Origin of the sequence: Nitratireductor basaltis (assembly GCF_000733725.1) — a bacterium.
GTDB classification, from domain to species: domain Bacteria; phylum Pseudomonadota; class Alphaproteobacteria; order Rhizobiales; family Rhizobiaceae; genus Chelativorans; species Chelativorans basaltis.
On sequence record NZ_JMQM01000001.1, the window covers coordinates 1,292,532 to 1,306,269 of the forward strand.

Annotated in this window: 11 protein-coding genes and 1 riboswitch; of the genes, 6 read left to right on the top strand and 5 right to left on the bottom strand. The window is 60.1% G+C overall.

Going from position 1 to position 13,738, the window contains the following annotated elements; all coding sequences use genetic code 11:
• The first annotated feature begins 233 nt into the window (after nucleotides 1–233).
• Entirely contained in the window at nucleotides 234–401 is a 168-nt protein-coding gene (gene rpmG / locus EL18_RS06160) for a 50S ribosomal protein L33 (protein WP_036480853.1), read from the top strand.
• A 389-nt stretch (nucleotides 402–790) separates the two neighbouring features.
• On the opposite strand, the gene EL18_RS06165 is transcribed toward rpmG, so the two are convergent.
• Both EL18_RS06165 and EL18_RS06170 read right to left on the bottom strand, forming a co-directional pair.
• Nucleotides 791–2,167: a PleD family two-component system response regulator gene (locus EL18_RS06165; RefSeq protein ID WP_036480855.1), complete on the bottom strand. Its 1,377-nt coding sequence runs from the start codon at nucleotides 2,165–2,167 to the stop codon at nucleotides 791–793.
• 34 nt (nucleotides 2,168–2,201) lie between these two features.
• The gene (locus EL18_RS06170) at nucleotides 2,202–2,573 is read right to left on the bottom strand and encodes a response regulator (protein ID WP_036484135.1); all 372 of its coding nucleotides are present in this window, start codon (nucleotides 2,571–2,573) and stop codon (nucleotides 2,202–2,204) included.
• A 223-nt stretch (nucleotides 2,574–2,796) separates the two neighbouring features.
• On the opposite strand from EL18_RS06170, the gene EL18_RS06175 reads away from it, so the two are divergent.
• From EL18_RS06175 to EL18_RS06185, 3 genes are all read left to right on the top strand, one after another.
• Nucleotides 2,797–3,081, top strand: coding sequence for a DUF3572 domain-containing protein (locus EL18_RS06175; RefSeq protein WP_036480865.1), 285 nt, complete (start codon nucleotides 2,797–2,799; stop codon nucleotides 3,079–3,081).
• A gap of 72 nt (nucleotides 3,082–3,153) precedes the next feature.
• A complete protein-coding gene (locus EL18_RS06180; protein WP_036480866.1) occupies nucleotides 3,154–4,461 on the top strand; it encodes a DNA polymerase IV in 1,308 nt (435 codons plus the stop codon).
• Nucleotides 4,462–4,530: 69 nt separating this feature from the next.
• Nucleotides 4,531–5,157: a hypothetical protein gene (locus EL18_RS06185; protein ID WP_036480868.1), complete on the top strand. Its 627-nt coding sequence runs from the start codon at nucleotides 4,531–4,533 to the stop codon at nucleotides 5,155–5,157.
• A 24-nt stretch (nucleotides 5,158–5,181) separates the two neighbouring features.
• Here EL18_RS06185 and dnaE read toward each other — a convergent pair whose 3' ends face one another.
• The 3 genes from dnaE to EL18_RS06200 form a co-directional block, all read right to left on the bottom strand.
• Nucleotides 5,182–8,721 (bottom strand): DNA polymerase III subunit alpha, encoded by a 3,540-nt coding sequence (gene dnaE, locus EL18_RS06190; protein WP_036480870.1) that lies wholly within the window; start codon nucleotides 8,719–8,721, stop codon nucleotides 5,182–5,184.
• 275 nt (nucleotides 8,722–8,996) lie between these two features.
• Entirely contained in the window at nucleotides 8,997–9,674 is a 678-nt protein-coding gene (locus EL18_RS06195; RefSeq protein ID WP_036480872.1) for an HAD-IA family hydrolase, read from the bottom strand.
• Complete coding sequence (locus tag EL18_RS06200; protein WP_036480874.1) at nucleotides 9,671–11,680, bottom strand: acetyl-CoA carboxylase biotin carboxylase subunit; 2,010 nt, start codon at nucleotides 11,678–11,680, stop codon at nucleotides 9,671–9,673. The genes EL18_RS06195 and EL18_RS06200 overlap by 4 nt, the downstream gene beginning before the upstream one ends.
• 141 nt (nucleotides 11,681–11,821) lie before the next feature.
• Between EL18_RS06200 and EL18_RS06205 the strand changes: the two genes are divergently transcribed.
• Together EL18_RS06205 and gcvT are read left to right on the top strand one after the other, a co-directional pair.
• The gene (locus tag EL18_RS06205) at nucleotides 11,822–12,304 is read left to right on the top strand and encodes a YaiI/YqxD family protein (RefSeq protein ID WP_036480876.1); all 483 of its coding nucleotides are present in this window, start codon (nucleotides 11,822–11,824) and stop codon (nucleotides 12,302–12,304) included.
• 102 nt (nucleotides 12,305–12,406) lie between these two features.
• Nucleotides 12,407–12,494, top strand: a riboswitch (glycine riboswitch).
• Nucleotides 12,495–12,634: 140 nt separating this feature from the next.
• The gene (gene gcvT / locus EL18_RS06210; RefSeq protein ID WP_036480878.1) at nucleotides 12,635–13,738 is read left to right on the top strand and encodes a glycine cleavage system aminomethyltransferase GcvT; all 1,104 of its coding nucleotides are present in this window, start codon (nucleotides 12,635–12,637) and stop codon (nucleotides 13,736–13,738) included.

Here is a 13,738-nt window from a genome sequence, read left to right on the forward strand (position 1 = left end):
TGAAGGAATCAGCCTCCGTCCGCGCTTGGAGACGGCGACGGATGTCATGGGCGGATTGGTGTCCTTTCATACGGCATTCTGCTTTTCTCCCGGCATTCCCCACGGATCTCGGGTCTGTATCGAAGGGTAAGGCTTGACATTTCTGGCCTTCCCTTTATGTCTCGCGCCGAGATTTCACGCGAACCTTTTCACAAGGGTGTCGCGTTCCACCCCTAGAGAAATGGATTTGTGACATGGCCAAGGCCACGACCATCAAGATCAAACTCCTGTCGACGGCCGACACTGGCTTCTTTTACGTTGCGAAGAAGAACAGCCGTACCATGACCGAGAAGATGACCATGCGTAAGTACGACCCGGTCGTACGCAAGCACGTCGAATTCAAGGAAACGAAGATCAAGTAATTCCTGCACGAATTACCGACTTCTGCAGACGGCGCCGCAAGGCGCCGTTTTTTGTTTCGGCAGATTTTCGCCCAGGATTTTCTCCTGCAGGAAGAACGGAACCATCGTCAAACGGGGAAAGAAAGGGGGCCGGCCAGCAACTGGCAGCGGTACGAGGAGGCCACTGTTACGCCAGCGCTGACCGGCCAACCCCACGGACCCAGGAGATGCGGCGGACCTGAGCATCATGGGGTATCTCGACTGGTGTAGGGAAATCTAACGCATAAACACCAGTGATTTCGAGTGGACACTCGCGCAATAAGCACGCAAAATCAACACTTACTTAACCAAATGGCAGATGCGCGTTTAATTAAGGTAAACCTGTAACCATAGTTTTGGCGCTGCGCGCTTCAGGCTGCAGGTGCGACCACTCGGTTACGGCCGGAACGCTTGGCTTCGTAAAGCGCTTCATCAGCCCTCTTCACCAGGTCATCCAGGCTGTCTTCATCCATGGAACGTGATGAGGCCACGCCGAGACTTGCAGTGACGCTGATAGCCGGCTTGCCGTCACCGGTTCTGAAACCCTCACCGGCGATCTCGCCACGCACGCGCTCGGCGACCCGTTCTGCCACGGCCAGTTCCGTATCCGGCATGACCACGACAAACTCTTCGCCGCCATAGCGGCAGACGAGATCGATGGCGCGCAGCGTCTTGCGCAGTCGCGCTGCAAATTCCCGCAGGACTGCGTCACCGCCATCATGACCCCAGGTGTCATTGATGAGCTTGAAGCGGTCAATATCGGCGAACATGATCGACAGCGGCTTGTTGCGGGCGCGTGCGCGGTCGAACAGGGTCTGCAGATGACTGTCGAGATAGCGACGGTTATGGAGGCCTGTCAGCGGATCCGTGACGGCCATTTCCACCGTACGCGCAAAGCTCGAGCGCAGGCCGTCATTGTAGCGTTTGCGGCGGATCTGCGTGCGCAGACGTGCAACAAGTTCCTGCTTCTCGATCGGCTTGACCAGATAATCGTTGATGCCCAGTTCAAGCCCGCGCACCACGGTATCCTCTTCCTCGCCATCGGCCAGAAGAACGATAGGAATGGAGCGGGTGCCCTCCAGCGCTCGAAGATGTGCGCACAGACGCAGCGGATCGTGGCTGCCGAGCCGCGTCGACACCATGATGCATTCCACGTTCCGCTCAACTGCGCCGAAAGCGAATTTCTGGGGATCAGACACTGTCTTCAAGTCAAACAGCCCGCGCAGCATGCGTGGTATACGATCTGCGGATGCGCCCTCCTCTTCAACGAGTAGCACCACGGGTGGCGCGCCGTCGTCGAGGCGGTTGGCCTTGAGCATTTGCTCAATTTCGATGTTGCGAGTGGTTTCCGCGCGCAGCCTCAGTTCGTCGGTCAGTGCCTTCAGGCGCGCCAGGCTTTTGACGCGGGTCACAAGCTGCAGATCATTGACCGGCTTGGTGAGAAAGTCGTCCGCACCGGCTTCAAGGCCGCGAATACGCTCCTGCGTTCCGTCCAGCGCCGTCACGATGACGACGGGAATATGCGCTGTCGAAGGGTCGGATTTCAGCCTCTCACAGACCTCGAAGCCGTCCATGCCCGGCATCATGATATCCAGTAGAACGACGTCGACGCGGCTGCTCTCGCAAATCTCCAGTGCATCCTGTCCGCTGCGGGCGGTGACCACGTCGTAATATTCGGCCGTCAGCCGCGCTTCGAGAAGCCGCAGATTCGCCGGCACGTCATCTACAACTAGTATCCTGGCGGTCATGTCGGCTCTCGCTCCGTTCCGTGCCTGAATGCTGTCAGGCGTCTCCCAGATAGGACTTGATGGTCTCGATAAAGCTGGGAACGGAGATCGGCTTGGATATGTAGGCCTCGCAGCCGCCCTGACGGATGCGCTCCTCATCGCCCTTCATGGCGAAGGCCGTGACCGCGATCACTGGAATGTCGTGCAGTTCGTCATCCTCTTTCAGCCACTTGGTGACTTCCAGGCCGGAGACCTCCGGCAGCTGGATATCCATGAGGATGAGGTCAGGGCGATGTTCTCGGGCAAGATCGAGCGCGTGAAGCCCGTTGCGCGTGCGCACGGTGTCATATCCGCTGGCCTCGATGAGGTCACGGAAGAGCTTCATGTTGAGCTCGTTGTCCTCGACTATCATTACCTTCTTAGGCATCGGACCCCCGACCTGTGAACGCTCCCTTGCGGGAAACATTCATGGTGCTCCCGCTGCCTTAATGCCATCAATAGTTTTACGAAATGGTAATTGCTGTGATTTTCCGGCATCTTTCGCTTGGCGGGCTCGTTGTTCTGGTTGCACCCGGCCAACGCGTGTGCACCTTATCCAGACAAGCCAAGCACCGCAATCATTGCATAACCACCAGCCGAGAGCCTTCACCATGCAGCAGGATCAGGCCGAAGCACTTGCCGTCCAGGCGCTCGCCTTCATAGCATCCGACCCGGAACTGCTCCCACGTTTCCTGTCACTGACCGGGATCGAGGCGGACCAGATCAGGCAGGCAGCGCGCGAGCCAGGATTCCTGGCCGGGGTGCTGCAGTTCATTCTGGCGCACGAACCAACGCTCATCCGCTTCAGCGAGGAGACGCAGACGGACCCTGCCCTTGTTTCGCGCGCCCTCAACGCCCTACCCTTCGGCGATAACAGATACGAACAATCGATCTGAGCCGAGCTTCTTGTCGTGGGCAGTGGCTGAGGCTAAATTGCTTGTTCCATTTTCGTTCCGGCGATTGAACGCATGACCTCGCCCCAGCCCAAGGCTACCATCTGCCGTGACTGCCTGACCCTGGAACCGGGAAAGGACAAGCGGTGTCGTGCCTGCGGCAGTCCGCGTGTTCTCCGTCACGAAGAGCTTGGATCGCTCTCCATTGCGCATATCGACTGTGACGCGTTCTACGCATCGGTGGAGAAGCGCGACAATCCGGATCTGCGCAACAAGCCGGTGATCATAGGTGGCGGAAAGCGCGGTGTGGTTTCAACGGCTTGCTATATCGCGCGGATCAACGGCGTGCGCTCGGCCATGCCGATGTTCAAGGCGCTGGAAGCCTGTCCGGAAGCAATCGTCATCAAGCCAAATATGGAGAAATACGCCGCTGTCGGTCGCCGGATCCGGCAGATGATGGAAGACCTCACGCCGCTGGTGGAGCCGCTTTCGATCGACGAAGCCTTTCTCGATTTGTCCGGCACGGAAAAACTGCATCATGCGCCACCGGCGGTCGTTCTGGCGCGATTTGCCTCACAGGTGCAAAGCGAAGTCGGCATCACCGTGTCGGTTGGCCTCTCCTACTGCAAGTTCCTCGCCAAGGTCGCCTCGGATCTGGAGAAGCCACGCGGGTTTTCCGTCATCGGCCAAGAGGAAGCGGTGGCGTTCCTCGCGGAAAAGCCGGTCACGACCATCTGGGGTGTTGGAAAGGCTTTCGCAGCCACGCTTGAGAGTGACGGCATCCGAACAATCGGCCAGCTTCAGTCGATGGAAAAGAACGATCTGCTGCGCCGCTATGGCAGCATGGGAAGCAGGCTCTATCATCTGGCACGCGGCGAGGATGACCGCGGCGTCAGCCCGCGCGGCGAAGCGAAAAGCGTATCATCCGAAACCACCTTCAATCACGATATTGCGGCGTTGGACGAACTCGTCCCTGTTCTGCGCGGGCTGTCGGAACGAGTTTCAGAGCGCCTGAAGGCGAAGGAGATCGCCGGCCGCACCATCGTCCTGAAGCTCAAGACCGGTGATTTTCGCCTGCGCACCCGCAACCGCCAGCTTTCCGACCCAACGCGCCTGGCCGACCGCATCTTCAATACGGGGCTGGAACTGCTCAAGCGCGAAGCGGATGGCACACGCTTTCGCCTGATCGGCGTCGGTGTCGCCGACCTCACCGACGCCTCGCGCGCCGACCCGCCCGATCTCGTTGACACGCTCTCCCACAAGCGCGCGCTTGCCGAAGGTGCCATGGATGCATTGCGGGCCAAGTTCGGTCGCGAGGCGCTGGAGACGGGTTATACCTTTGGCAGGCGGCGCAAACCGATCGAGAAGAGCGAACCGCAGTAGCAACCCGCAGTTGCCATTCGAGCCTGCCCTGCCTAACCTGCCACCATCGGGGTCCGGAGGGTTGGGAAGATGAGAATTTTACTCGCAGCGGCGATCACGCTTGCCTTTTCGGCAGCAGCATTTGCGCAAGGCTATCAGACACGTCAGTCACCGCATTTCGGCTACAGCACGTTGAAGCTGGCAGATGACTTCCATCTGACGACCCTTTGCACAGTCTCCGGTGGCACCGTGCAGGAGCGCGCACAGGATTTCCTCGCATTCGCGCCCGTCATCGGATCCGAACTCGCACGCAAGGTCGAAGCGGTGACACTTGCGGATGGCGAGGCAGCCTGCGGCTTGAAGCACCATCGCGGGACATCCATCATCAGCCGCAATGCACGGACAAAGGGCTTCACGCTGAACATCAAGACCTGGGCAGATGGCAGCGAGATCGGAGGCGGCAAGCCTTGGGCGGCGTGCAATCGGCGGGCGGTCAACTTCTTCGGTCTTTGCTATGAACGCATCGAGCTTGTGAACAACGACGCGCGCAAGAAAGCCGATGGGGTCAGCGCATGCATCGAGACCGAGCTTCCGGAAACCGACAAGGTGGTGTCGCTGATCGCTTATGCCGGAGCGGTGCCGGATGCGATCAAGGCTGCTGCGGGCGATGAGGCTGCAGCACTCAGCAACACGCCTTGCGCCAGCCGTGACTACTGATCCCGGCCTTCAGCCAGCACAAGGCTAGACAAGCTCGACATCCACAACACCGTCGACGGCGCGCATGGCGGCTGCCAGCTGCGGTGAGACGCGGTAGCGCTCGGGTAGCCCCACCTCGATCTCGCCGGCACCATCCGGCTTGATGACGATGAGGCTCACCTGTGTCTCGCCGCGCTGGTGGAGATGCGGCGTGATCGCCGGCAGAGGCTGCGGATCGCGCACATAGATGCGCAGCGCCTTCTGCATGCGGCTTGCCTCTTCCTCCAGCGACTGAACACCTTGCACGCGCAGTGATACACCTTCTGGCCGATTTTCCGCGCCAACCATGATCACCACCGACTTGCCGGGCTGCAGAAGCTCACGAAAGGCGTGAACGGTTTCGGAGAACATGACGGCCTCGAACTGGCCGGTCGCGTCCGAGAGCTGGACGATGCCCATCTTGTTGCCGGTGCGCGTCTTGCGTTCCTGATAGGTGTTCACCGTTCCGGCAAGACGGCCCGCGGACGCGCCCTTCTTCACCGCAAGCTGGAACTCCGCCCAGTTCTGCACACGCATCTTCTCCAGAACGCCCTGATATTGGTCGAGCGGATGCGCGGAGAGATAACAGCCGACCATCTGGAATTCGCGGTGCAGCTTCTCTGCCGGAAGCCAGGGTGCGGTCTGGGGCAGATGCAGCTTTTGCGGCTCCAGCGCGGCGGAGCCGAAAATGTCGCCCTGCCCCATGGCGGCATCCTGCGCGGCGCGCTGGGCCATGCCCATCAACCGGTCGACGCCTGCGAAAAGTGCCGCGCGGTCGTGGCCGAAACAGTCGAAGGCGCCAGCCTGGATCAGACATTCGAAGACACGTTTGCCGACAATCTTTGGGTCCACGCGCGCGCAGAAATCCTCAAGGCTTTCGAACGGCTTCTCGTTGCGCTTCTCGACGATGTGCTCGACAGCCGCATCGCCAACGCCCTTGATGGCAGCCAGCGCGTAATAGATCCTGTTCTCGCCCACCTCGAACGCTCGATAAGAAGTCTGAACCGACGGCAACACGACTTCGATGCCAAGCCGCATCGCGTCGCGACGGAAGTCGTTCAGCTTGTCGGTGTTGGCCATGTCATAGGTCATGGATGCGGCGAGGAATTCGACCGGATAATGCGCCTTCAGATAGGCCGTCTGGTAGGAAACGATGGCATAGGCTGCTGCGTGCGACTTGTTGAAGCCGTAGTCGGCGAATTTGGCCAGAAGGTCGAAGATGAAGTCGGCCTGCTGCTTGGTGACGCCACGTTCGGTGGCGCCCTTCACGAAGATGCCGCGCTGCTTTTCCATTTCCGCGCGGATCTTCTTGCCCATGGCGCGGCGGAGCAGGTCTGCCTGTCCGAGCGTGTAGCCGGCCAGCTCCTGCGCGATCTGCATCACCTGCTCCTGGTAGACGATAACGCCCTGCGTCTCCTTCACCAGGTGGTCGATCTTGGGGTGGATCGAGGCGATTTCCTCTTCGCCATGCTTGCGCGCATTGTAGGTCGGAATGTTCTCCATTGGACCGGGACGATAAAGCGCCACCAGCGCGATGATGTCCTCGATGCGGTCGGGCTTCATGCCGATCAGCGCCTTGCGCATGCCGACCGATTCCACCTGGAACACGCCGACCGTCTCACCGCGCGAAAGCATCTCATAGGTCTTGGGATCATCGAGCGGGATCTTCGACAGATCGATCTCGATGCCGCGGCGGCGAATGAGCTTCACCGCCGTCTCAAGGACGGTCAGCGTTTTCAGGCCCAGAAAGTCGAATTTGACGAGGCCCGCATCCTCGACCTTCTTCATGTTGAACTGGGTGACCGGCATGTCCGAGCGCGGATCGCGATACATCGGCACGAGTTCATAAAGCGGACGGTCACCGATAACGATACCGGCGGCGTGGGTGGAGGCGTGGCGATAAAGGCCTTCAAGCTTCTGCGCGATATCCAGAAGCTGGCCGACAATCGGCTCCTTCTCCACTTCCTCGGCAAAGCGCGGCTCGTCCTCGATGGCCTTGGGCAGTGGCGTGGGATTGGCCGGGTTCGACGGCACCATCTTGCACAGACGGTCCACCTGCCCGTAGGGCATCTGCAGCACGCGACCAACGTCACGCAGCACCGCGCGCGCCTGAAGCGTTCCGAAGGTTATGATCTGGCCGACCTGCTCGCGCCCGTATTTCTGCTGCACATAACGGATCACCTCCTCGCGGCGGTCCTGGCAGAAGTCGATATCGAAGTCGGGCATCGACACGCGGTCGGGATTGAGGAAGCGCTCGAAGAGCAGCGAGAAGCGCAGCGGGTCAACGTCGGTGATGGTCAGCGCATAGGCAACCAGCGAGCCCGCACCCGAACCACGGCCCGGCCCCACCGGAATGTCATGAGCCTTGGCCCATTTGATGAAGTCCGAAACGATGAGGAAGTAGCCGGGAAACTTCATCCGTTCGATGATGCCGAGTTCGTAATCCAGCCGCTCGACATATTCCTCGCGCGTATGGCCTTCGGCAAGGCCCTGCGCCTCGATCCTGCGCTCAAGACCCTCATGGGCCTGACGGCGAAGCTCCTCGGCCTCCGCCTTCTCGGCGGCTTCCGGGTCGTCGATATTGGCACCTGCAAAGCGCGGCAGGATCGGCGCACGGTTCTTCGGGTAGTAGGAGCAGCGCAGCGCGATCTCGACCGTGTTGTCGATGGCTTCGGGAAGATCGGCGAAGATCTCGCCCATCTCCTTCTGGCTCTTCAGGAAGTTGTCGGGCGTGAGCCGGCGACGATCATCCATCGCGATGACGGCACCTTCGGCGATGGCGATCAGCGCATCATGCGCCTCGAAATCCTCGCGCTTGGGGAAGAACGCCTCATTGGTGGCAACCAGCGGTAGCTCATGCCTGTAGGCAAGCTTGATCGTGGCCGCCTCAATGGCGCGGTCGTAGTTCTCGAGCCGCTCAAGTTCGACATAAAGCCGGTCGCCGAAAACCTTTTTCAGGAACAGAAGGCGCTCTTCCGCGATGTCCGGCTTGTCCTCGCGCAAGGCGACGCCGATAGGGCCGCGCGGGCCGCCCGTCAGGCAGATGATGCCTGCATTATGCGCTTCGACCCATTCCTTGCCGATATGGGTGGCTGCCCCCGGTTCATTGTCCAGATAGGCCCGGCTGACCAGCCTCACGAGGTTGGAATAACCCTCCTCGGTGGCCGCGAGCAGAACCAGGGGTTCATAATGCTCCACCTGCTTGTGTCGGTTGCCGCGGCGAATTTCCGACAATGCATCATTGAAGGCAAAGTCGAGCTGGCAGCCGATGATCGGCTGGATGCCGTCCTTCGAAGCCTTCTGCGCAAATTCCAGCGCGCCGAACAGGTTGTTCGTGTCAGTAATTGCAATCGCAGGCGCTTCGTCCTTTACCGCGTGGCCGATCACCTTGCCGGTCGGCAGCGCCCCTTCAAGAAGCGAGAAAGCTGAATGCACGCGCAGATGAATGAATGGCCGCTCAGGGCGCGAGGCCTCCCATTCCGCCTGTTTGCGGGCAGCCTCTGCTGCCGCACGGATGGGATCGCGCGATTGCCTGTCACTGGCCATGCTGTCTTGCCACCACTTCGATTTCCGGATTCGTTGGAACCGGATTATGCGCGAATGCAGGTTCGGGATAAAGGCGCGCCTGTGTTTGCCCACCGCTAATGCGCAAGGGTTCGAACCCACGGCTCGCAGCGCGGAGACGATCGAACGAGATGCCGTGTCCACGTCGAGCCGAATATTAACAATGACTTAACACGGATACTGCGCCGGCTTAATATATCAGAGATATATTAAGCCGTTTCCCGAGTGGCTCGAGGCAGTGAGCCGCGCTCCCGGGTTCAAACAGCCAGCAAGGCACCGACAGCTGATGGCAATTCAGCCGGCTTTTCGACGATCATGTCGGCTCCGGCTTGCTCCAGTTCCTCGCGAGCGCCAAAGCCCCAAAGAACGCCGATGGAGCAAACATCGTTGGCTTTCGCGCCGATGATGTCGTGCTTGCGGTCGCCGATCATGACGGTTCGCGAGGCCGAAAGGTTCTCTGCCTCCAGAATATGCGCCAGAAGATCCGGCTTGTGGGCGTTCGTGCCGTCGTGCTGCGAGCCATGAACCGTGCGGAAGAAGCGGCGCAGGTCGAAATGGTCGATGATGTGTTCGGAATAGCGCTCCAGCTTCGAGGTGGCCACGAAGAAGGGCAGTTCCTGCTCTCCGGCAATCGCTTCCAGGGCTTCCGGCACGCCTTCGATCAGTTCATTTTCGAACTTGCCGACTTCGCCATAGCGCTCACGGTAGATGGCGACAGCATCGTTCACCCTGCCCTCGTCCGGATGAGACAGGAGGACGCGAAAACTGTCCCAGATCGGTGGACCTATGCACCAATCGAGCGTCGCTGGATCAGGAACGGCTTCGCCCATCCGCTCCAGCGCATATGCTATGCTGTTGGTGATACCGGCAAACGGATTTGTCAGCGTTCCATCGAGATCGAAAAGGACGGCGCCCTGGCCGCTTGAAGCGTTCATTCAAACTCCATGATAACTGCATCGACAGCGAGACTGTCGCCGGGCTTTGCGTTGATCTTCGTCACCTTGCAGTCACGCTCGGCGCGAAGCACGTTTTCCATCTTCATCGCTTCCACGATGGCCAGGGTTTCACCTGCCTTGACCTCCTGCTCTTCGGCCACATTGATTGTGACCACTAGCCCGGGCATCGGGCAAAGCAGCATCTTCGACGTATCGGGTGCCTGCTTGACCGGCATGAGGCGGTCGAGCTCTGCAGTGCGCGGCGTGAAGACACGCGCTTCGGCTCGGATGCCCTGCCACGACAAGGCATGACCATTCAGGACGGGGCGCAACTGGACTGCCACTTCCCGCCCGTTCAGCTTTCCGATCCAAACGGCGTCACCGGGCCGCCAATTCGAGGTGACGGTGAACTTCCTGCCGGCAACCTCAAGATCAAGCTCGGTCGGCACGGAAATCATGCCGTCGGTAATCGTCACCGGCAGATAATCCTCATCAAGCTTCACGACCCATTCACGGCGATAGTCGCCGCTATGCGGGCGCAGACGACCAGGCAGCCGGTCAAGACGGTCGCGCCGCAGCAGCTCCATTGCCAGAGCGACCGCAGCAAGCACCTGTGCCTGTTCGCCGTCGGGCGCGGGTATTGAGAAGCCGTCCGGATACTCCTCCGCGATGAAGCCTGTCGTCAGCCGTCCTTCGCGCCAGCGTTCATGACGCATGAGTGCGGCAAGGAACGGGATATTGTGCTCGATGCCATCGATCACGAAACGGTCGAGCGCTTCGGACATGGCGTCAATGGCAGTCAGGCGATCGGGTGCCCAGCTGCACAACTTGGCGATCATGGGATCGTAGAACATCGAGATTTCCGAGCCTTCGGCCACCCCGGTGTCGTTGCGGATGACGATGTCGCCTTCGCTCCCCTCTTCCGGCGGACGGTAGCGGGTCAGGCGGCCTATGGATGGCAGGAAATTTCGCACCGGGTCTTCGGCATAGATGCGGCTTTCGATCGCCCAGCCATTGAGCTTCACGTCATTCTGCGCAAGCTCCAGCTTCTGGCCCGCGGCAACCTTGATCATCTGCTCGACCAGATCCACACCGGTGACGAGTTCCGTCACCGGATGCTCCACCTGAAGGCGGGTGTTCATTTCGAGGAAGTAGAAATTGCGGTTGCGGTCGACGATGAACTCGACCGTGCCCGCGCTCTGATAATCGACCGCCTTTGCCAGCGCCACGGCCTGCTCGCCCATGGCCTTGCGTGTTTCCTCGTCAAGAAACGGCGACGGCGCTTCCTCGACGACCTTCTGGTTGCGACGCTGGATCGAACATTCGCGTTCGCCAAGATAGATACAGTTGCCGTGGGCGTCAGCCAGCACCTGGATTTCGATATGGCGCGGCTCTTCGACGAACTTCTCGATGAAGATGCGGTCATCGCCGAATGAGGATGCGGCCTCGGACTTCGAGCGTTCGAAACCTTCGCGCGCTTCCGCCTCGTTCCAGGCAATGCGCATGCCCTTGCCGCCACCACCGGCAGACGCCTTGATCATGACGGGGAAGCCGATTTCGGCGGCGATCTTCACTGCATGATCGGCATCATCGATCAGTCCCATGAAGCCGGGCACGGTCGAGACACCGGCTTCGGCAGCAAGCTTCTTGGATGTGATCTTGTCGCCCATGGCCTGGATGGCCTTGGGCTTCGGCCCGATGAAGGTGATGCCTTCCTTTTCCAGCCGTTCGCAGAAGGAAGCATTTTCGGAAAGGAATCCATAGCCCGGATGCACCGCTTCCGCTCCGGTCTGCTTGCAGGCTTCAATGATCTTGTCGGCGACGAGATAAGACTGGTTGGCGGGTGCCGGACCGATTGCCACGGCCTCATCAGCCATTTCCACATGCACCGCATCAGCATCGGCTTCCGAGTGGACCGCAACGGTGGCAATGCCCATCTTTCGCGCGGACTTGATGACCCTGCAGGCGATTTCACCGCGATTGGCAATCAGTATCTTCTTGAACATCTAGGATATTCTCCCCCGCAGTTTATGACGCTGCTCCTCAAGTGTAGGAATACAATTCCGAATCGCTCGCGTCATACCTTTTTCATGCGTACCGGCTTTGCCATTGATCGCAAACGGGGTGGCATCACTGGAGAACGACACATGACTGCCGATCACACAGCACCAGCCGGACCGGTCATCTATGTCGATGCCGATGCCTGCCCGGTGAAGGCCGAGGCGGTGAAGGTCGGCGAGCGGCACGAAATGCTGGTGGTCTTTGTCTCCAATGGGGGCCTGCGCCCTTCCCGCGATCCGCTTGTACGCCACGTGGTCGTGCCGGGAACGCCAGATGCAGCCGACGACTGGATTGTGGAAGAGGCAAACGCCAACGACATTGCCATAACCGCCGATGTCCCCCTGGCTGCCCGCCTGGTGGAGAAGGGGCTGCATGTTCTGGGACCCACCGGGCGGCCCTTCACGCCTGAAACCATCGGCATGGCAGTTGCCATGCGCGATCTGAAACAGGATCTGCGCGAGAGCGGGGCAATCAAGGGATATAATCCCGGTTTCACCGCCCGCGACCGCTCCGCATTCCTGCAGGCGCTCGACCGCACCGTGCGCCTCGCCCTCCGGCTGAAAGACTGAGATGTGTACTGCGCAAAGATTCAGCACGGATGAAACATAAAGCAGCGTGACAATCCCGCGCGGCTTCGCTAGTTTCCGGCCTGTCCTGGGCCTTGAAAGCCCATACCGTTTGCGGGAGAGAGCAGCGACTTGCTGCCGCCGAAGGGGAAATCGCCCGAAATCTCTCAGGCAAATGAACCGTAAGCGGGACGGACGCTCTGGAAAGTCGGGACATTGCTCCCGCGCCGAAGGTGTAAGCGGGTTCTTCTGGAACTTCCGCGAGTCTCTCAGGCTTCCGACAGAGGGGCACGAACAGCCGCCGTCGCGGCTGCGTGCAGCTTTGAGGGAACCATGAGTGACCAGAAATCCCTGATTCATTTGCCGCTGGAAGCGGTTCACGAGGAAGCCGGCGCGCGTTTCGGCGCTTTTGCCGGCTGGCGCATGCCGCTGACCTATCCCGCAGGCGTGATGAAGGAACATCAGCACACCCGCGAGGAAGCGGGGCTGTTCGACATTTCGCATATGCGCATATTCGAGGTGAAGGGCGCAGGTGCCGTCGATTTCCTCAACCGCGCCTGCCCGCTTGACGCCGCTGCGCTCGAGACAGGCCAGTCGAAATACACGCTGCTTCTCAACGACCGGGCAGGCATCATCGACGATCTGATCGTCACCCGCCTTGGCGCGGATCGCTTCTACATCGTTGCCAATGCGGGCAATGCGCAGAAGGACGAGGCGCAGTTCAAGTCCATTGCCAAGGACTTCGATGTCACATTCGAGAAGGTCGAGCGCGTCCTGCTTGCGCTGCAGGGTCCGGCTGCCGAGGATGTACTGGTCAATGCGGGGCTTGACCTCTCCGACCTCACTTTCATGACCGCCGTCGAGCCGCGTGAGAACTGGTTTGCCGCACGTTCGGGCTATACCGGTGAAGACGGTTTCGAGATCGCGCTTCCGGCGGATGAGGCCCAGCGTTTCGTCTCCTCCATTCTGGCTGACGAGCGTGCCATGTGGATCGGCCTTGCCGCCCGCGACAGCCTGCGCCTCGAGGCTGGTCTATGCCTGCATGGTCAGGATCTGGATGAAGGCACAGACCCTGTCAGCGCGGCTCTTCTCTGGGCGATCCCGAAAAGCGTGCGCGAAGATAGTAATTTCGTCGGTGCGGAAGCATTCCGTCGCATCCGTGCGGAAGGTGCGAAGGAAAAGCGCGTTGGCCTGAAGCCGGACAGCCGCCAGCCCGTCCGCTCCGGCGCGCCGCTCATGGATGAAGACGGCAATTCCATCGGACGCGTGACCTCCGGTGGCTTCGGACCATCTGTCGGCCATCCAGTGTCGATGGGTTATGTCGCAAAGCCGCTTGCCGAGATCGGCAACAAGGTTTTCGCCGAGGTTCGCGGCAATCGTATTCCAATGGAGATCGTTTCTCCCATTTTCTCACCACATCGCTATCGCAAAGGATAA